Source organism: Streptomyces sp. NPDC002156, assembly GCF_053593675.1.
This window is the reverse complement of the sequence record NZ_JBSFDA010000097.1, coordinates 1-20099: the sequence shown is the minus strand read 5'-3', so window position 1 is coordinate 20099 and position 20099 is coordinate 1. Positions and strand designations below refer to the sequence as shown.

Genomic DNA, 20099 nt, shown 5'->3' with positions numbered 1-20099 from the left:
CGATCAGGGGTCGGGGAAGCGGGCGGGGAGGCGGGGCAGTAACCGGCTTAGGGCTTCTGCGTGTTGGTGGACTCGCTTGAGCATGGAGCGTCGGTTGTGGACCGTGCCGGGGACGTCCTGGGGTGGGCCGCAGCCGACGGCTGTGTAGAGGTCGTCCAGCGACGCACCCCACCCTCGTGTGCCGTCCGGCGCGATCGGGCTCAGGCGCGTCCACACGCAGGGCTCAGGTCGTCCCAGATGGCAACAGAGGCGCGCACTTCCAGGTCAACGCGGCAGTACCTGAGCCCGAGGTCGTCGTCCTCCGGCTCGGCGAAGCCCTCCGTCTCGACGAGGAACGCGAAGGCGATGCGTGCCTCGGACCTGAACTCCTCGGGAAGGTTAGGCCGTTGCCCCATCCATCGATGGTGTCAGCCAACAGCGAGGGTGAAAACGTGCACGTTCGCATTGGCCGGGAGACGTACGCTCGCGATGCTCCGGCCGGCCGGTGCCTGGAACGGCCTCGTCGCGAAGACGTACGTCGGGACCGGGTCCCGGCCCGCTCCCGAGACGTTCCGGTACGGGGTCCGCGCGACGATCTCGTTGCCGTACTGGACGGTTCCCGTGCCGCCGCCGAGGGTCCAGTCGGTGAGGGCCAGGGCGGTCGTGTCGGTGGTGCCGTCGGTGTAGGTGATGGTTGTCTTCGCCTGCTGGTTGCCGAAGACCGCGCTGCCGAGGAACGACAACCGGGTTGCCGGGGTGGTGAGTTGGAGTGTCTGGGCCGTCGCCGACGCGTTGTCCGGGCGGCCCGGCGGTGAGGCCGGCCAGGTGAAGGCCAGGCCTGTCGGGAGGCTCCCCCGTGTTCCCGGGGACAGGCCCGCCGCTGCCAGGGCCTGGCGGGAGTAGCTCCAGCCGGCGCCGTCGTAGTCGGCCTCGGTGTGGTCGCCGGTGTCGTCGGAGGTGCCCGTGTTGTTGTAGGCGGCGAGGAGGGAGCCGGGGGCCGCCACCGTGAGGGCGATCGGCTGCTCGTACGCCGTGTTCGTCGACGTGACCTTGATCCTCGCCTCGTAGAAGCCCTGGTCGGTCGTGGCCGGTGCGGCGAGCGTGATCCGCTGGGTGCCGTTGACCACCCTGCCGGAGGCGGGGGTTGCGGTTACTCCCGGCGGGGTCTCCACCTCGAAGCGCACCTCCGGGGCATTGCCGTCGGCTCCCGTCAGGGACAGTGCTCGGATGTCCACCCCCGCGCTGCCGCCCGGTGCGATCGTCGCCGTGGTCGGGCCTACGCCGATCTGGTAGGGCTGCTCGCCCGCGCGGAAGGACGGTGGGGTGTCCGACGGAGCTGTGCCCCAGGTGGGGTGTGGAGTGGTGGCGAGGGTGTAGTTCAGGGTGCCGCCGTGTCGGACGAAGGTCGCCGGGAGCCAAGGGCGGGTGCTCGTGCGGCCGTTGACCGTGAGGGAGTGGACGTACGGCGTGTTCGCCGCTGCTTCCGGTGCGTGGATCGAGATGTCGTTGCCGTACGGGCGGGTGATCTCGATCCTCGGGAACAGGGGTGAGGCCAGGACCAGTTCGGCTCGGGACGGGACCTGGGGGTACATGCCGAGCGCGGCGAAGACGTACCAGGAGGACATCGCGCCCAGGTCGTCGTTGCCGGGGATGCCGCCGGGGCGGGTGGACCAGAGGCTCGTCATCGCCGTGCGGACCGTCTCCTGCGTTTTGTGCGGGGCACCCGCGTAGGCGTACAGGTAGGGGACGTTGACCGAGGGTTCGTTGTCCAGCTCGGACTTCTCGCCGCCGCTGCCGGTGAGCGCCCAGCTGCCGTCGGCGTGGTGGAAGAAGGCGTCCAGGCGGTCGATCGCCTTGGCCTTGCCTCCCATTGCTGCGAACAGGCCTGCCAGGTTGTGCGGGACCATCCAGGTGTACTGGGCCGCCGTACCCTCGACGAAGCCCCTGCCGGTGGCCGGGGTGAAGCCGGGGGCCCAACTGCCGTCCGCCCTGCGGTCGGTGATGTAGCCGCCGCTGCCATGGGCCGCGATGTTGAAGTTGTTCTGCCACCACTGGGCGCGTTTCGTGAACTCGGCCGCCGTCTCCTTCTGCCCTGCCGCGTCCGCCAGTTGGGACAGTGCGAAGTCCGCTCCCGACATCTCCAGCGTCTCCGCCGCGCCGGCCCAGGCGTTGGACACCGACGGCATGTAGTGGTGGGCCAAGTACTTGTCCAGGGACGGGCGTTGGCCGACCGACAGGACCGGTCTGCCCGCTGGGGACAGGTCCTGCCGTGTCGGTGTCGTCGCCGCCCGGACCAGGGAGTCCAGCGCGCCTCGGAGGTCGAAGTGCCTGCCGCCGAAGGCGTGGATGCCGGCGAGGGCGGCGGGCGACGGGTCGCCGTTCATGACGTGGGTGCCGCTCGCGCCGTGCAGCCAGCGGTCCCACAACCCGCCGTTCTGGCGGGCGAGTTCGTACAGGGACTGGGCGATGTCCGAGCCTGTGTCGGGGTCGAGGAGAGTCAGCAGCTGGACCTGGGAGCGGTAGACGTCCCAGCCGGAGAAGGTGCCGTACTGGTGGTCGTGGCTCGCCCTGACCCGGTGGACCTTGCCGTCGGCGCCCCGGTATCGGCGATCGGTGTCGCTGATGACGTTCGGGTGGAGGAGGGAGTGGTAGAGGGCGGTGTAGAAGGTGGTGCGTTCGGCTTCCGTGCCGCCGCCGATCCTGATCGCGGCCAGCCTTTCCCGCCAGGCCAGTTGGGCTGTCGACTGGACCGAGGTGAAGGTGCGGGTCGGTGGGTTCTCGGCAGCCAGGTTCGCCTCGGCGCCTGCCCTGCTGACGTACGAGATACCGACCTTGACGCCCACCGGGCCCGTGCCGGGCTCGAACTCCACATAGCCGCCCGCCCCTTTGCCCGTCACCGGGCGGCCGTTGTCGGCGGTGAAGCCGCCTGTGCCGCCGGACGTGGATGTCGACCCCGGGCTAAGGCGGTCGTCCTGCCAGGTGCCCGTCGACCTGAAGGCGCGGTCGAAGCGGGCCGTGAAGTGGAGGGTGTAGTACGGGCGGCGGCCCTCCGGGTCGAGGTGGCCGCAGAAGTTGCCGGAGGTGACCGAGCCGGAGACCGTGCGGGCGGCGGGGTCGATCGTGACCGTCGAATCCGTCGAGCCCACCTCGGAGTTGGCGGTCCGGATCAGCAACGAGGCCGCTCTGTCGGGTGGGTAGGTGAAGCGGGCCGAGCCGGTGCGGGTGGTCGCCGTGAGGTCGGCGGTGACCCCGGATGCCATGCCCACCTTGTAGTGGCCCGGCTCCGCCGTCTCGTCGGCGTGGCTGAAGTCGGCCGCGTACACCGCGTCCTGGGTGTCGCTCGCCGGGGAGGAGGTGACCTGTCCGGCGTACGGGAAGAACGGGATGTCGCCGCTGCCGCCCGCGCAGCCCGTGCCGGACATGTGGGTGAGGCTGAAGCCCCGGATGCGGGTGGCGTCGTAGTGGTAGCCGCCGGGGGCCGCTGTGCGGGTGGCGTCGCCGCGGGTGTTCTCGGGGCTCCAGGAGAGCATGCCGAACGGGACGACCGCGCCCGGGAAGACATCGCCGCCGTTCCTGGTGCCGATGAACGGATCGACGTACGGGGTGGGGTCCTCGACCAGAGGGCTTGCGGACGCGTCCGCCGGAGTGGGGGCGCCCAGCGCCAACGCGGCGGCGAGCAGCAGGGACGTGGGGCGGACACGCATGACGCGGACCCTCCTTCTTCGGACGGGTCGCGCACCACAGGTCGCACAAGCCGCGGGGACAGTGACGTCCGCCAGCGGTACCACGGGAGGGCGGGCGCCGCCGCGAAGGCGCGGGGGCGGGTCATGCGTACGGGCGATTGCGTGCGCTCCTGCAGGAACCGCGAGGGAGGCAACCGGGTTGACGCTGTTGTCCATTGGGGCGATAGAGTGATCTTTGGGCCACTGGACAACGTTGTCTCCAGCGTCGTCTCCAGCACTTGGTCCCGTCCCGAGAACCGCTCCACCCGGGCCTCATCCCCCGTGCCGGCCCGGCTCGCGGACCCGGTGGGTATCGACCACCGGGTCCGCCCTGAGCAGGCCGAAGCCCGGCAGGTCTAACCGACCCGACAGGGCAGGGTGGTTGACGTATCACCGCCGGAGCCCTGGACGACGTATCCGAAGGTGGCGGTCCTGCCCGGATCGAGTGAGCCGTTCCAGTTGGCGTTGTGGACCATCACCGCCTGGCCGTTGTAGGTCGGGGTGCCGTTCCAGAGGCTGTCGACCTTCTGGCCCGCCGGGAGGGTCCAGTCGACCATCCAGCCGAGCATCGGGACGGTGCCGGAGTTCGTGACGGTCACCTCGGACTGGTAGCCGCCGCTCCAACTGCCCGTCGTACGGCGGGAGGCGGTGCACGCGCCGGGCGGGGGCTCGGTGGGCGGGTTGCCCGGGTCCTTGATGCCGGTCACCTCGCCGTTGCCGCCGTCGAAGACGACGTCGGAGCAGGAGTAGAAGGTCTCCGCGCTGTCGGAGCGCTGCCACACCATGTAGATGAGGTGGCGGCCCGACTTGTTCGCCGGAAGCTGGCCGGTCCAGGAGTAGTTGGCCTCGACGTTGCCCGGGGTGCCGTTGAGCGGCGGGTGGTCGACGCTCAGGAACGGCTGGGACTCGATCGCGTCCCAGGTGAGCGTCCGGGTCGGGTCGAAGCCGTCCTTGGTGATGTAGACGTAGAACCAACCCGGGTGCGCCGCCCACGCGTTGTACGAGAAGTCGACGGTGGCGCCCGAGGTGAGATGGGTCAACGGCCAGTCGGCGCTGGGGGTGTTGAACCCGGTGAAGTTGGTGTTGCCGCCGCTGCACAGCTCACCGTCCGGGACGAAGCCCCGGGTGCGGCCGGCGCCGTCCGAGCGGAGCACCGAGAACCAGTTGTAGAACGGCGTGGTGCCGCTGACCTGCTGGGCCGTCTTGCAGGCCGGGTTGACCGCCTTGATCTCGCCGGTGTCGGTGAGGGCGTCCTGCCAGCACAGGAAGGTACGGCTGCCGGGTTTCATCGGGGTGCCGTGGGCCTCCGCGTCACCGCCCGCCGTGACGACCAGGCCGAGGGCCGGGATCGCGGTGAGCAGGGCCAGGAGGACGAGGAGGAGGGCTCTGCATCGGGTGGGAAGGGGTAAGCGGGGTGGGGTGCGGGGGGAGGGTGGGGGTAGCGAGGTGGATGTCATGGCCATGTCATGATCTCCTGGAGGGCGTGCGGGATGTGCGAGGTGTGCGATACGTGGGGGGTGGAGGGTGCGGGGTGGTGGGGTGGGAGCCGTTCCCGGTTGTGCGGGTTCCGGTCCGCTCGATGTGGGAGCGCTCCCACCCCACTCTTCTTCGAAGCTAGCGCCGAGCGGTGTGGTTGTAAACGGCTGACGCACAAGGTGCCTGACGCACGCGAGCCGCACCCTGGTGGATGCGGCTCGCGCGATGACAGAAAACCATTCGGGGGGGTGTGTCACCTGTGGTGCGGTGACGTCAGGAGATGCTGTCGAAGAAGCTCCTTTCCGTAGTCGTTGCCGTTCGGCGTGCGCACCACGCAGTGCAGATGCTGCTGTGTGGGGTCGCCGCCGTTCGTCTCGCCGTACAGGGAGCCGAAGGCGAACGGCGACTGGCAGTCCAGCTCGATCCAGATGACGGGGCTCTGGATCCGGCAGTAGAACGCCGAGTCGTCGCCGGTGCCGCCCATCCAGGCGAAGTACGTCTCCGAGAGGTGCTTCCTGATCTCGGACATCTTCACCTTGGCGGCATCGTCCTTCGCCTTGCCGACGAAGCGCTGGACGAGAGCGAGGAGCTTGGTGCGCTGGGCCGGGTTCAGCTCGGTGGCCGCGATGCCCTTGTACTCCTGGACCGCGTTGTCGCTGAACGCGCCCGCGGTGATCTCGTCGTTGTCCTTGGTCGCCTTGAGGATCGCGGCGGACCGCTGGGTGGCGTCGAAGGTGTTGACGACGGCCAGGGCCGCCTTGATCTCCTCCTGCATGACGGAGACCGTCGCGCCCTCGATCTCCATGGAGGTCGGCTCACAGCCCCAGAAGCAGGGGCTCATGACGACCTGGTCGCCGAGCACGAAGTAGTTGACGACCAAGTGGTGGCCGTCGAACTGGAAGCCCCACGGCTCGGTCTCGGACGGGGTGCCCATCAGGGTCCAGAAGTACGCCTCGGCGTAGGTGGTCTGGTTGATTGCCTCGCAGGCCGCCTTGTTGATCTTCCGGGTGAGCTGGGTCGTCTCCAGGCCCTGGGCGCTGAGGGCGGCCTTCAGGAGGGCCTCGCCGAGCGCGTTCTGCTCGTCGGACAGGTCGGCGATGGAGACGCCCTGACGGGAGTAGGCGTCGGTGTTGCTCCACAGCCGCCACTCGGTGGAGTGGACGGTGTACTGCGTCTCCGACTTCTGGGAGTCGCTGAGCGCGGCGAGGAAGGCGGTGGCCGCGGCGGTGACGGGGGTGGTGTCCACGCCCTGGGAGTGGACGGAGTAGAGGTCGTCGATGCGGGTGCCGTCGGTGGTGAGGCCGAAGAAGTCCTCGGTGAGCGACTCGTTGAGGCCGCCTCCGGCTCCGCCGCCCGGGCCGCCGCTGGGCGCTCCGCTGGGGGTCGGGGAGGCGGAGGCCTCGGCCGTCGCCGTGTCGGTCGTCTCGTCCGCGAGGGCGGTCCAGGCGGTGGCGCCGCCCATGGTGGCTACGGCGGTGGCGCCGCTGGCGAAGAACACCTTGCGCATGAAGGTTCGACGGTCGGCGTGGCGGGCCTTGGCGGGCCGCCTCCCCGCCCCTTCAGTGGTGTCGATCTCCGTCATCTTCGCCGCTCCCCTTCGTCTTGGGGCCGCCCGTGGTGGGTGGCCTTGCGAGACGACTCTGGGGGCGGTACCTGAGCGAAAGCTGAAGAGGAAGTGGTGGGCGGGGCTTGTCTGTTGGGTGCGGCGCCGTTGTGGCTGGTCGCGCAGTTCCCCGCGCCCCTGGGAGGGCGGCTTCGCCGGCCCTCCCAGCCCCTCCCAGCCCCTCCTAGCCCTCTGCGGCCTCTGCGGAGACTGCGAGCCGGGCCCTCAGGTCGGCATTTTCCGTCTCCAGAGACACGATCCGTTTCCGGGCGAAATACAGCTCCATCACCGCGTCGTGGAACTCCGAGACCAGTTCTTCGGGGGTCAGTTGCACCGCTGGATCCTTCTGTTCGTCAGGCCGGGGCGATTGTCGTGACCGTGCCGTTGGAGCCTCGCCAGAGGAGGGCGCCGCCCGATGCGTACAGGGCGCCGCCACCTGTGGTGTCCACCGATGTCGGGACCGTTCCGGCATTCGCGAGGCGTACCGAGCCCTCGACGAGGAGAGCGGCGGGTGCGTCGGTGCGCTGGACGATGTGGACCTGGGCGCGGGGTGTGGCCGCGCGGTCGATGCCGACGCCGATGCGGCCGGTGCCCTTGACGACGAAGTCGTCCAGGCCCGTGTTGTTGCGCAGGGCGATCAGGTTGCCCTTGGTCGCGCCGTTCGTCGCCGTGACGTAGATGCCCTGGGCGGCGGTGCCGGACGTGCGGAGGTCGATCGACAGGGCTGCCGCGTTGGCGTCGGAGCCGTCGGCGTAGCCCCGGTGGGTGATCTTCAGGGTGCCGCGGGCCGTCTCGGTGCCGGAGAGGTACATGGCCGAGGTGCCCGGGTTGTCGGAGACCACGTTCAGCGCCGCGCCGTCGCCCGCCGTACCGGCCTGGTAGATCGTCGCCGCGTGGTTCGTCTCCGAGGTCGTCTTGAGGAACGCGGCCTCCAGTGTCGTGTCGGCACTGAATCTCTCGGCGGCCACCGGGCCGTCGAACGCCTCGTCGCGCCGTTCTCCCTCGCCGCCGAGGCCGTACCCGTCGCGGCGGCCGTCGCGACGGTCACCGCGCCCGCGGTGAAGCTCCCCAGAAACAGTCTGCGTGCCACCGGCATGCGACTTCCCCCCATCTGTCGTCTGTCGTGTCTGCTGTTACCGGAGGGACAGGTGAGTCCCCCCGAGACACGACAACGATCAACTCCGAATGGTTGTACGGAGATCAGGGCGGGTCGGTGTCGGCTGCGGTGCCGGTGTCGCGGTGGGGAGTTCGATCGTGAACTCGGTGTGCCCTGGGGCGCTTTGGACGTCGATGCTGCCGCCGTGCGCGGTCACGATCGCCGTCACGATGGCGAGGCCGAGGCCCGAACCGCCGTCCTGGGGGCTCGTACGGGCGCGGGAGGTGTCGGCGCGGGTGAAGCGTTCGAAGACCGACGGGAGCAGGTGCGGCGGGATTCCGGGGCCGTCGTCGCGTACGCGGATGACGCAGCGCTCGTCCACGACCTCGACGGAGGCCACCACCGTCGTACCGGCGGGTGTGTGCACCCGGGCGTTGGCCAGCAGGTTGGCGACCACCTGGTGCAGCCGGGCCTCGTCGCCGGAGACCAGTGCCGGGGAGTCGAGGAGCAGCGCCAGCTGCCAGTTGTGGTGCTCGCCGGCGGCCCGCGCGTCCCACACCGACTCGGCGACCACCGCCGCGAGGTCCACCTCGGCCGACTGCAACGGCCGCCCCTCGTCGAGCCGGGCGAGCAGCAGCAGGTCCTCCACCAGCCCGGTCATCCGCGCCGACTCCGCGGACACGCGTCGCCAGGCCATCGCGGGCTCGATGCGCTGGGTGCCCCGGTTCATGAGTTCGGCGTATCCGGCGATCGAGGCGAGCGGGGTACGGAGTTCATGGCTGGCGTCGGCCAGGAAGCGCCGCATGCGTTCCTCGCCGGCCTGGCGTTCGGCGAGGGACGATTCGACGTGGTCGATCATCCGGTTGAGGGCGGCGCCGACCTGGCCGGCCTCGCTGCCCGGGTCGGTGTCGCGTTCCGGGACGCGGGTGAGGCCGACGACCGCGCCCCGGCCCAGCGGCGCCCGCGAGACCTCGACCGCGGTGGCCGCGACCCGGCCCAGGGGCCGCAGTTGACGCCGTATGACGACCGCGCAGAGGCAGCCCGCGATCGTCAGTCCGACCGCCGCCACCACGGCCTCGACGACGACCAGGCCCCGGATCATGTTCTGGACGTCGTCCATGGGCAGCCCGGTCAGCACCCGGACGCCGTTGTCCGAGGTGCCGCCGATCGCCGTGATCCGGTAGGTGCCGAGGCCCGGCACGGTACGGGTGTGCATCCTGCCGTCGGCCCTGATGCCGGCGAGTGCCGACCGCTGGGCGTGGGTCAGGTTCTGCGGCGCCGCGTCCTGGGCGACGACCTGGGCGGTGAGCAGGGTGCCGTCCGCGTCGAGCCGGGCGGCCAGGGTTCCGGCGGGCTGGCCGCTCTCGTTGAGGAAGCCGAGGTTGGATTCCAGGTCGGGGTGGAGCGCGGCGCCGCCCTGGCTGCGGGCGACGGCGTTGGCGACGCGGTCGTCGAGGCTGCCCAGCAGGTACCTCTGCTGGGCGAAGATGGTCGTGACCGCCATGGCGCCGCACACGACGGCCAGGGTGACGCCGATGAAGAACAGCAGGCGGGTCCGCAGTGAGCGCCCGCGCAGTCGTACGGTCATCTCCCGTCCTCCCCCGCCCGGATCGCGTACCCGAGTCCGCGCACGGTGTGGATCATCGGGGCCCGCCCCTTGTCGATCTTGCGGCGCAGGCTGGAGATGTAGACCTCGACGAGGTTGTCGCCGCTGTCGAAACAGCTGGTCCAGACGTGGTCGAGGATCTGTCCCTTGCTGAGCACCTGGCGCGGGTGGCCCATCAGCAGGCTGAGCAGGTCGAACTCCTTGGCGGTGAGCTGGACGGGCGTGCCATCGCGGTGCACCTCGCGGGTCTCCTCGGTGATCACGAGGTCGCCGAGGACGCGTACGGAGTCGTCGGTGCGGGTCTGTTCGGCGCCGCAGCGGCGGAGCAGTCCGCGCAGCCGCAGGACGACCTCCTCCAGGGAGAACGGCTTGGTGACGTAGTCGTCGGCGCCCGCCTCCAGGCCGTCGAGCCGGTGTTCGAGGGCGTCGCGGGCGGTGAGCATGAGGACGGGCAGCCGTGGGCTCTCGTAGCGGAGCCTGCGCAGCACCTGGAGGCCGTCGAGGTCGGGCAGCATGCCGTCGAGGACGACGGCATGCGGGGCCGAGGAGCGGGCGATGCGCAGCGCGCTCTCGCCGTCGAGGGCCGGGTAGGGCCGCCAGCCCGCCTCGGTGACGGCAACGCACAGCAGTTCCGTGAGCGCCGGTTCGTCGTCGACGATCAGCACACGGACATGACCGCCGCGAACCCCAGAAGTGCCAGACATGTCCTGATCGTGTCCCGGTTTCCTGGGGGAATCCTGTGTTCAACCTGGGCGACGGCCGTGGGACGCCCTCCCGGAGGTAACGGATGCGGTCAACTGCCTTGACCGAAGGCGGCATTGGCACTCCCCGGCCACAGGAATCCCTTGAGTCACTTTGCGCGCTGCACGCACTCTGAGCACTGGCTTCCGCTCCACGAGGGCGGAGGCGTTTCAGCGTTCAGGGGAGGACGTCCACACATGCGAAGACTCCACGCCCTTTGGGCCGTGGCAGGAGCGGCCGGGCTGCTCGCCGGGGCGGTCACGCCCGCGGCGGCAGGGCCCGTGTCCCCGACCTTCCAACCGGGCAGCACGCAGACACCACGCACCGACACCCAGACCGTCACCCTCATCACAGGCGACACGGTTTCCGTCACCACCGGGCCCGACGGCAAATCCGCCGTCGAGGTCGAGCGCGGCAAGGGCCGTGAGGCGGCCACCTTCCTGTCCAGCGAGCGCGACGGCGAGGTCAGCGTCCTGCCGACGGACGCGATCCCGCTGATCCAGGCGGGCCGTCTCGACCCGGCCCTGTTCAACGTCACCCAGCTGGTGAAGCAGGGGTACGCGGACTCTAAGACCGGCACCACGCCGGTGATCGCGACGTACCAGAGCGGCAGCGCGACCCCCGAGGGCGCGCGCCGGACGCTCGCGCTGCCCGGGATCGACGGGGCCGCGCTGAGCGCGAAGAAGTCGACCTCGTTCTGGGCCGACATCGCTCCCGCACTCGGCACCGAGCCCACAGCGAAGGCGGCGAAGCAGCTCGGCGAGGGCATCGACAAGATCTGGCTCGACGGCAAGGTGCAGGCGTCCCTCGACGTGAGCGTGCCGCAGATCGGCGCGCCCGAGGTGTGGCAGGCAGGCTACGACGGGCAGGGCGTCAAGGTCGCCGTCCTGGACACCGGCGTGGACACCGGGCACCCGGACCTCGCGGGGAAGATCGCCGAGACGCAGAGCTTCGTACCGGACCAGGCGGTGCAGGACGGCCACGGCCACGGCACCCATGTGGCGTCCACGATCGTCGGTTCGGGCGCGGCCTCGGACGGCAAGCGCAAGGGCGTCGCCCCGGGCGCGGAACTGCTGGTCGGCAAGGTGCTGGCCAACGACGGTCGCGGCCAGTCCTCCTGGATCATCGCGGGCATGGAGTGGGCGGCCCACTCCGGGGCGAAGATCGTGTCGATGTCGCTGGGCGGTGACGCCACCGGCCCCTCCGACATCCTGAGCGAGACCGTCGACGAGCTGTCCGCGTCCACCGGCGCCCTCTTCGTGATCGCGTCGGGCAACTCCGGTCCGGCCGAGCAGACGGTCGGCACCCCGGGCATCGCCGACTCGGCGCTGACGGTCGGCGCCGTCGACAAGTCCGACAAGCTCGCGTCGTTCTCCAGCCGTGGCCCGCGCCTCGGCGACTCGGCGGTCAAGCCGGAGATCACCGCGCCGGGCGTGGCCATCACGGCGGCCCGCGCCGCCGGCACCACCATGGCCGGCAGTACTCCGGTCGACGACTACTACTCGACGGCGAGCGGTACGTCGATGGCGACCCCGCATGTCGCGGGCGCCGCGGCGCTGGTCGCCCAGGCCCACCCCGACTGGACGGGCCAGCAGATCAAGCAGGCGCTGGCGACCACGGCGAAGACCATGCCGGACGCCGACGTCTTCCAGCAGGGCGACGGCCGGGTCGACGCCGTACGGGCGGTGAATCAGGGCGTCTTCGCGACCCCCGCGCTGAGCTTCGGCAAGTACGAGGACGCCGACACCGAGGTCGCCACCAAGGACATCACGTACACCAACACCACGGACAAAGCGGTGGAGTTGAAGGTGTCCTCGTCACTTCGCGACGCCGCACTGAACGCGGACGCGGTCACCGTCCCGGCGAAGGGCACCGCCGCCGTCGCGGTCACGGTCGACCCGGCCAAGGAGGCGACGGGCCGGTACACGGGCCACATCACCGCGAGCGCCGACGGTGTCCTCGTCACCACCGCCGTCGGCTTCGAGAAGCTGCCGAAGACCTACGACCTGAAGGTGTCGCTGCTGGGCCGCGACGGCGAGCCGTCCACGTCCGCGTCGCTCTTCATGCTGCAGGAGCTGAACGGCGCGTACGCGGACACCTACGGGTTCATCGGCAAGGGCTACACCTTCAAGGTGCCGGCCGGTACGTATTCCATGGCGTCCTGGATCTCCACGCGGGACGCGGCCGGACTGGAGGTCGACACCTCGATCGTCGGTGATCCGGAGATCGAGGTCGACAAGGACACCGAGGTCGTCCTCGACGCCCGCAAGGCGGTCGAGATCAAGCCGAAGACCAAGGAGGACTCCGAGTTCCGGGGCTTCACCACCACCTGGCACCGGGAAGGCCCGGGCACTGGCCTGGGGGTGACCTACAGCCAGGGCTGGTGGACCGACCACGTCTATGTGGCGCCCACCGAGAAGGTCACCCAGGGCGTGTTCGAGTTCTCCTCGAAGTTCCGTCTGTACGCCAAGGAGCTGACGGCGAGCGTCACCGGCCCGGAGAAGTACGCGCTGCCTCTCGACTACGCGCAGACGTACAGCGGCCTCCCCGTGAAGATCAGCGGTGATCACACGGTGCGGGCGGTGGACGCGGGCGCCGGAACCGCGGCCGACTTCGCGGGCCTCGACGTCAAGGGCAAGGTGGCGGTCGTCCGCGTGGGCGCCGGCAAGAGGGCGGACGAGGCACTGGCCAACGCGACCGCGGCCGGGGCCGGTTACGTCCTCGCCTACCAGGAGACGCCCGGGTACTGGCTCGGCTCCGTGCAGAGCATGACCATCCCGCTGATGCTCGCCACCGGCGAGGACGGCGCGAAGCTCGGCGCCCTACTGAAGAGCGGGAAGAAGGTCAAGCTGAAGCTGACCGGCACTCCGGTCAGTCCGTACGTGTACAACGTGATGTTCCCGCAGGTGGGGGCCGTCTCGGCCAACCAGACGTACAACCTGAACAGCTCCACCACGGTGAAGCAGACGGTTCGCTACAACGGGGCCCGGGCCGGTGATGTCGGCAAGGACGCCGTGTACCGGTACCGCCCCTGGCAGGGGGCCGACATCGCGACCAGCACCAACGTACAGCTCGGCACGGAGCGCACCGAGTACTACAACGTCTCCGACACCCGGATCTGGCACGCCGTCTATCCCAACTGGAAGGCGACCCAGCCTCAGTGGGGGGACTTGCGGACCTTCGACAAGGCGGGCAAGCAGCCCGCCGAGGACTGGCTGGGCCAGGTCGTCCGCCCGGCGACCGCCCAGCGGTACGGCCTCTCCCAGCGCACCGGTGACAAACTCTCCTTCCGCATCCCGGAGTTGAGCGATGCGACACCGGGCCACTACGGATCCGTGGACAACGTCCTGGACACCGCGAAGGGCAAGCTGTACGCGGACGGGCAGTTGGTCGGCGACACCGCACTCGGCGGCTACGGCACCTTCACCGTCCCGGCGGCGAAGTCCTCGTACCGCCTCGTGGTCGACACACAGCGCACGGCCGACTGGGCGGCGTACTCCACCGGCACCCACACCGAATGGTCCTTCGCCTCGGCGCACACGGACCAGCAGACGGCACTCGGGCTGCTCTCGGTCGACTACGACGTGGCAGGGCTCAACCTCCTCAACAGCGCTGAGGCCGGGCACAAGTCGAAGCTCGGCCTCTCCGTCCGGAACCAGTCGGGCGGCGTCACCGCCAGTTCCCTGAAGGCCTGGGTCTCGTACGACGACGGCACCTCCTGGAAGGAAGTGAAGGTCAAGAACGGCAAGGCGGAGCTCAAGCACCCGAAGAAGAGCGCCGGGTTCGTGTCGCTGCGCGTACGGGCCGCCGACCGGGACGGCAACACGGTCGACCAGACGGTCGCACGGGCGTTCGGCCTGAAGTAGGCGACCTCCGTCAAACATTGCGAAAATCCTTAACAAAGATCGTCTAACGTGCCGGGCCATGGTGAACACGGCATACGACACGGCAAGGGAGACCCCTGCCGCGAGCCCCTGGGCCGCGGTGGGGGTCTCCGCGTTCGACGAGCTGTTGTATCAGGCCATCCTCAACCAGCCCGACGCCGGCGCGGCCGGCTGGGCGCTGCTGACCGGTGCCTCCCCGGCCCGGGTCCGCGAGGCCTGCAACCGGCTTCTCACGCTCGGTCTGCTGCAACCACCGGACTCCATGGGCGGATTACGGGCGGTCGACCCCCGGGTGGCGATCCGCGCGCTGATCCGGCGGCGCGAGACGGAGTCCGAACTGCTGGCCTCCACCGCCGAGGAGATGGCGACCGCGTACGAGGCGGGGCTGCTGCGCGAGGAGCCGACCCGGCTGATCGAGGTGGCGTCCGGCGAGGGCGCCATCGCGGCACGCCTGGAGGAGATGTACGCGCGCGCAGAGCACGAGGTGTGCCTTTTCGACACACCGCCGTATCTCGCTCCGGCCGGTCCGCAGGTGGATCTCCAGGCCGATCTGCTCAACCGCGGGATCGTCTCTCGTGGGATCTACGCGGCGACCGGCCTGGAGGATCCGAAGGTCCTGTCCCGCGCCTTGAGGATGGTCGAACTCGGCGAGCAGGCCCGGGTACTGCCGTCCGTGCCGCTCAAGCTGCTGGTGGTCGACGGATGCCGGGCGCTGCTGCCGCTGACCGCCTCCGTGGCCGGCGGCTACTGCGCCGTCGTGGTCTGGCACTCGGCGGTGACCGAGGCCCTGCAGAAGCTCTTCGAGATGGCCTGGCAGCAGGCGACTCCGCTGGGCCAGGCGACGGACGACAGTGAACTCTCCGAGAGCGAGAGGACGTTGACCCGGCTGCTGGCGGCCGGAATGAAGGACGAGGCGGTGGCTCGCCATCTGGGGGTGAGTCTGCGGACCCTGCGGCGGCGGGTGAGCGAGCTGCAGGAGCGGCTGGGGGCGGCGAGCAGGTTCCAGCTGGGGATGCGGGCTTCTCAACGCGGCTGGGTGTAGCCGCTGCGGCTCCTATGAGGCGGAGGGCCGCGCTCCGGCCGGGAGCGCGGCCCTCGCTCCGTCGGCCGGCGTGGCCGAAGGGTGCATTGGCACTCCCCGGCCACAGGAATCCCTTGAGTCGCGTTCCGCACAACGCCCACTCTGATCCATGGCTTCCGCCTACAAGGCCGGAAGTCTTTCCAGAGTTCAGGGGAGGAAGTCCACACATGCGAAGACTCCACGCCCTCTGGGCCGTGGCAGGAGCGGCCGGACTGCTCGCGGGGGCCATCGCCCCCGCGACGGCCGGCCCCTGGTCCCCGGTCCCCACGTCCCGCGCCACAAGCACGCCGGACCTCACCCGATCGGGCGCCACGAGCACGCAGACCGTCACCCTCATCACCGGCGACACGGTTTCCGTCACCACGGGAGCGGACGGCAAGAACGCCGTCGACGTCCGGCGCGGCACCGGCCGCGAGGCCGCCACCTTCCTGTCCAGCGAGAAGAACGGCGAGGTCAGCGTCCTGCCGACGGACGCGATCCCGCTGATCCAGGCGGGCCGTCTCGACCCGGCCCTGTTCAACGTCACCCAGCTGGTCAAGCAGGGCTATTCGGACGCGAAGACCGGCGCCACCCCTGTCATCGCGACCTACAGCAAGGGCAGTAAGACCCCCGAGGGCGCGCGCCGGACGCTCGCGCTGCCCGGGATCGACGGCGCCGCGCTGAGCGCGAAGAAGTCCAGCGCCTTCTGGACGGACATCGCCCCGGCCCTCGGCACCGAGCCCACCGCGAAGGCGGCGAAACAGCTCGGCGAGGGCATCGACAAGCTCTGGCTGGACGCCCAGGTGAAGGCGTCCCTCGATGTGAGCGTGCCGCAGATCGGCGCACCCGAGGTGTGGCAGGCGGGCTACGACGGGAAGGGCGTCAAGGTCGCCGTCCTGGACACGGGCGTGGACACCGGGCACCCGGACCTCGCGGGGAAGATCGCCGAGTCGACGAGCTTCGTACCGGACCAGGCCGTCCAGGACGGCCACGGTCACGGCACCCATGTGGCGTCCACGATCGTCGGTTCGGGCGCGGCCTCGGACGGCAGGCTCAAGGGCGTCGCCCCGGGCGCGGAGCTGCTGGTCGGCAAGGTGCTCGGCAACGACGGTCGCGGCCAGTCCTCCTGGATCATCGCGGGCATGGAGTGGGCGGCCCACTCCGGGGCGAAGATCGTCTCCATGTCGCTGGGCGGTACGGCGACCAGCGCGTCCGACGTGCTCAGTGAGACCGTCGACGAGCTGTCCGCGTCCACCGGCGCCCTCTTCGTGGTCGCGTCGGGCAACGCGGGCCCCTACGAGCAGTCGGTCGGCACCCCGGGCATCGCCGACTCGGCGCTGACCGTGGGCGCGGTCGACAAGTCCGACAAGCTGGCCTCGTTCTCCAGCCGTGGCCCGCGCCTCGGTGACTCCGCGGTCAAGCCGGAGATCACCGCGCCGGGCGTGGGCATCGTGGCTGCCCGTGCGGCGGGCACCACCATGGGTACGCCGGTCGACGCCAACTACACGTCGGCGAACGGCACTTCGATGGCGACCCCGCATGTCGCGGGTGCGGCGGCGCTGGTCGCGCAGGCCCATCCGGACTGGACGGGCGAGCAGATCAAGCAGTCCCTGGCCAGCACGGCGAAGACGAACGACGTCAACTCCGTGTTCGAGCAGGGCGACGGCCGGGTCGACGCCGTACGCGCGGTCGGGCAGGGCGTGTTCGCGACCTCGGCGCTGAGCTTCGGCAAGTTCGAGGACGGCGACACGGGAGTCGTCGGCAAGGACATCACGTACACCAACACCACTGACGAGGCGGTGGAGTTGACGATCTCGTCCACCCTCGCCGCAGCCGCCCCGGGCGCCGGTACGGTCACCGTCCCCGCCAAGGGCACCGCCACGGTCCCGGTCACGGTCGACCCGGCCGCACAGGCACAGGGCCGGTACACGGGCCACGTCACGGCGACCGCCGACGGCGTCAAGGTCACCACGGCCGTCGGCTTCGAGAAGGCGCCGAAGACCTACGACCTCGACGTCTCCCTCCTGGCCCGCGACGGCAAGGCGCCCACCGGGGGTTCGATCTACACGCTCATGGAGCTGAGCGGCGCCTACCCGGACGAGTACGGTTTCCTCGGCACCGGCTGGACCTGGCAGGTCCCGGCCGGCACGTACGCCATCTCGACCTGGATCCCGGACCGTGACGCGGGCGGGACTGCCGTCGGGACCTCGGTCGTCTCCAGCCCCGAGATCAAGGTGGACGGGGACACGAAGGTCGTGCTCGACGCCCGCAAGGCGGTGGAGATCAAGCCGACGACCAAGCAGAACTCCGAGTTCAAGGGCTTCAGCACCAATGTGCACCGCGAGGGGCCGGGCAGCGCCTGGGGGCTCACCTACAGTCAGGGTTTCTGGACCAAGCACGTCTATGTGGCGCCGACCCCGAAGGTCACCGTCGGAAGCCTGGAGTTCTCCGCCAAGTTCCGGCTGTACGAGAAGGAGTTGACGGCGAGCGTCACCAGCCCGGAGAAGACCGAACTGTCCTCGCTCTACTACTCCCAGACGTACACCGACTTCCCGTTGAAGATCAGCGGTGACCGCACGGTCCGGGCGGTGGACGCGGGCGGCGGTACCGAGGCCGACTTCGCGGGGCTCGACGTCAAGGGCAAGGTGGCGGTGGTCAAGGTCGGCGCCGCGGACCGGGCACAGAGCGCTCTGGACAACGCGACCAAGGCGGGCGCCGGTTACCTCATCGTGTACCGCGACAAGCCCGGTTTCTGGATCGAGGCCGTGGACCGCGCGACCACCGTCCCGCTGATGATCGCCACCGGCGAGGAGGGCACCAAGCTCACCTCCCTGCTGAAGACGGGCAAGAAGGTCACGCTCAAGCTGGGCGGCACGCCGGTCAGTCCGTACGTCTACAACGTGCTCGTCGCGCAGAGCGGTTCCATCTCCGCGGACCAGACGTACAGCCTCGACAAGTCCAACACGGTGAAGCGGCACGCGCGTTACTACGGAGCGACGGCCGGCGAGATCGGCGCGGACGCCCTGTACACCTTCCGTCCCTGGCAGCTCTTCGGCATCGAGAGCAGCGTCTACACGCAGCTGGGCACGGAACGCGACGAGTACTACTACGTCGACCCCGACACCCGTACCTGGCACACCGTCTACCCCAACTGGAACACGTTCAGGGGCCAGTGGAGCCCGCTGCGGACCTTCACCGAGGCCGGCACGGAGAAGACCACGGAGAACTGGCTGCGCCAGGTCATCCGCCCCGGGACCAGTGAGGAGTACGGCCTCTCCGAGCGCACCGGCGACAAACTCACCATGTCGGTGGCGGAGTTGACCGACTCCACGCCGGGCCACTACGGGTACATCAACGGCACCGACAGCACCGCGAAGGGCAAGCTCTACGCGGACGGGCAGTTGGTCGGCGACTCGACGTTCGGCGGGTACGGGATCTTCAACGTCCCGGCGGACAAGGCCTCTTACCGCTTCGAGCTGGATGTGCAGCGGCGGGCGGAGTGGGCCAAGTACTCCACGAGCACGCACACGGAGTGGACCTTCGCCTCGGCGCACACCGACACGTCGACGGCGCTGCCGCTGCTCACGGTCGGTATCGCCCCGAAGGGCCTCGACCTCCTCAACCGGGCTGAGCGCAAGGGGGAGTTGGAGGTCGCGCTGCCCGTCGCCGACCAGCTGGGGAGCGTGAAGGCACGCAGCCTCAAGGCCTGGGTCTCCTACGACGACGGCACCTCCTGGAAGGAAGTGAAGGTCAGCGGCGGCAAGGCGCGGTTCAAGGCCGCGAAGGGCGCCGAGTCGGTGTCGCTGCGCGTGCGGGCCGCCGACAAGGACGGCAACCAGATCGACCAGACAGTGCTGCGGGCGTTCGGCCTGAAGTGAGACGTCTGCGACGGTCGGGCCGCGCTCCCCACGGGAGCGCGGCCTTTCGCCGTTCGGCCTACTTGGTGATCAGGCTGCGCAGCACGTACTGAGACATGCTGCCGCTGCCCGGTAGTTCGGCAGGATTTCGAGGATGATGGCGTTTTGGCAGTGATCCTCGCATCAGATCGCCGCAATGACCATGGATTACGGGCATGGAGAGCGCATCTGACTGAGTTTTCCTACCGCTAACGCAGCACCTCGACACGCGCGGCACGGCAAGTCAACGTGCTTCGTTGGCGGTTGCCCCGTGTTCCGTGTCGTCCGGCCAGCAGGAGCAGTCCGAGGAGTCGGAGGAAGACCAGGTAGAGCATGCGCAGTGCCATGGGGTCCGAGCTTGTCGTGATCGCTCGGAGTCGCAAAATGCCTGGTCAGATGCTGTACGTCACTTCTGGAACCCTACACGGCGATGTGCACGTCGTGGTTGACCCACTCGGCAGCCGCCAGCTTCGAGGACGGAGCCAGTGCGCGGTTGGCGACCAGGGCGAACAGGGCACGTTCGGTGGCTTCGACATTCCGTGGCCGGCCTCGGCCGCGAGTTCCCAGCTCGGCCACGATGCGCGGGAGTTCCAGCCGGTGCCACAGCTGGTCCAGGAGATACGCGCCACGGGAGGGGCGGGACTCGATGAAGTCCGGTTCCGTGTTCGCCTCGGCGGTGGCCGCCAATGCGGCAGCCGGATCGAGCAGCTTGGACAGCGAGCCCACCAGGCGGCGCACCGCGTCGGTGTCCAGCCGGTCCTCGCGGCCGAAGCCGTACAGCAGCTTCGGCACCGACCGCCCCGCCGCCGCGTCCCAGGTGTTGTGGGCCAGGTGCAGGTCGCGGACGGTGCCGCTCTTGGTCTTCCGGCTCGTCGTCTTCACGTACAGCGCTCTGGACCCGGACTTCGCAGGTCCCTCGATCGTGAAGATCAAACGGTCACGGTCGATCCCACAGCGGTCAGGCGGAACGCCTGATTATCCCGATGCGCCCGATTTCGATAGGAGACGGTCGGCGATCATGCGCTGAGCCGCCACT

General features: G+C 69.7%; 11 protein-coding genes and 1 pseudogene. 3 read left to right on the top strand and 9 right to left on the bottom strand.

All coding sequences use genetic code 11. The annotated features are described in order from the left end of the window. Positions 1-200 precede the first annotated feature (200 nt). The 8 genes from ACWCRB_RS31740 to ACWCRB_RS31705 all read right to left on the bottom strand — a co-directional run bounded on the left by ACWCRB_RS31740 (position 201) and on the right by ACWCRB_RS31705 (position 10186). A complete protein-coding gene (locus ACWCRB_RS31740; protein ID WP_450999333.1) occupies positions 201-395 on the bottom strand; it encodes a hypothetical protein in 195 nt (64 codons plus the stop codon). A gap of 12 nt (positions 396-407) precedes the next feature. Further along, a complete protein-coding gene (locus ACWCRB_RS31735; protein ID WP_450999332.1) occupies positions 408-3683 on the bottom strand; it encodes a GH92 family glycosyl hydrolase in 3276 nt (1091 codons plus the stop codon). Positions 3684-4057: 374 nt separating this feature from the next. After that, complete coding sequence (locus ACWCRB_RS31730; RefSeq protein ID WP_450999343.1) at positions 4058-5158, bottom strand: lytic polysaccharide monooxygenase auxiliary activity family 9 protein; 1101 nt, start codon at positions 5156-5158, stop codon at positions 4058-4060. A gap of 272 nt (positions 5159-5430) precedes the next feature. Then, positions 5431-6759 carry a DUF3500 domain-containing protein gene (locus ACWCRB_RS31725; RefSeq protein WP_450999331.1) on the bottom strand — a complete coding sequence of 443 codons (1329 nt, stop codon included), beginning with the start codon at positions 6757-6759 and terminating at the stop codon, positions 5431-5433. Positions 6760-6964: 205 nt separating this feature from the next. Continuing rightward, positions 6965-7114 carry a hypothetical protein gene (locus ACWCRB_RS31720; protein WP_450999330.1) on the bottom strand — a complete coding sequence of 50 codons (150 nt, stop codon included), beginning with the start codon at positions 7112-7114 and terminating at the stop codon, positions 6965-6967. Between the two features lie 19 nt (positions 7115-7133). Next, positions 7134-7748: a hyaluronoglucosaminidase gene (locus ACWCRB_RS31715; protein WP_450999329.1), complete on the bottom strand. Its 615-nt coding sequence runs from the start codon at positions 7746-7748 to the stop codon at positions 7134-7136. A 207-nt stretch (positions 7749-7955) separates the two neighbouring features. Continuing rightward, the gene (locus ACWCRB_RS31710) at positions 7956-9464 is read right to left on the bottom strand and encodes a sensor histidine kinase (protein WP_450999328.1); all 1509 of its coding nucleotides are present in this window, start codon (positions 9462-9464) and stop codon (positions 7956-7958) included. Further along, on the bottom strand, positions 9461-10186 hold the full coding sequence (locus ACWCRB_RS31705) for a response regulator transcription factor (RefSeq protein WP_450999327.1): 726 nt from the start codon (positions 10184-10186) through the stop codon (positions 9461-9463). Before ACWCRB_RS31705 ends, ACWCRB_RS31710 begins: the two co-directional genes overlap by 4 nt. Positions 10187-10420: 234 nt before the next feature. Here ACWCRB_RS31705 and ACWCRB_RS31700 point away from each other — a divergent pair, with 234 nt between their 5' ends. The 3 genes from ACWCRB_RS31700 to ACWCRB_RS31690 all read left to right on the top strand — a co-directional run bounded on the left by ACWCRB_RS31700 (position 10421) and on the right by ACWCRB_RS31690 (position 19045). Then, on the top strand, positions 10421-14089 hold the full coding sequence (locus tag ACWCRB_RS31700; RefSeq protein WP_450999326.1) for a S8 family peptidase: 3669 nt from the start codon (positions 10421-10423) through the stop codon (positions 14087-14089). 58 nt (positions 14090-14147) lie between these two features. Continuing rightward, complete coding sequence (locus ACWCRB_RS31695) at positions 14148-15149, top strand: response regulator transcription factor (RefSeq protein WP_450999325.1); 1002 nt, start codon at positions 14148-14150, stop codon at positions 15147-15149. Between the two features lie 206 nt (positions 15150-15355). Next, positions 15356-19045: a S8 family peptidase gene (locus tag ACWCRB_RS31690; protein WP_450999324.1), complete on the top strand. Its 3690-nt coding sequence runs from the start codon at positions 15356-15358 to the stop codon at positions 19043-19045. A gap of 447 nt (positions 19046-19492) precedes the next feature. On the opposite strand, the pseudogene ACWCRB_RS31685 reads toward ACWCRB_RS31690, so the two are convergent. Beyond that, a pseudogene (locus ACWCRB_RS31685) lies at positions 19493-19951 on the bottom strand (IS1634 family transposase); the annotation flags it as partial. Between the last annotated feature and the right edge of the window lie 148 nt (positions 19952-20099).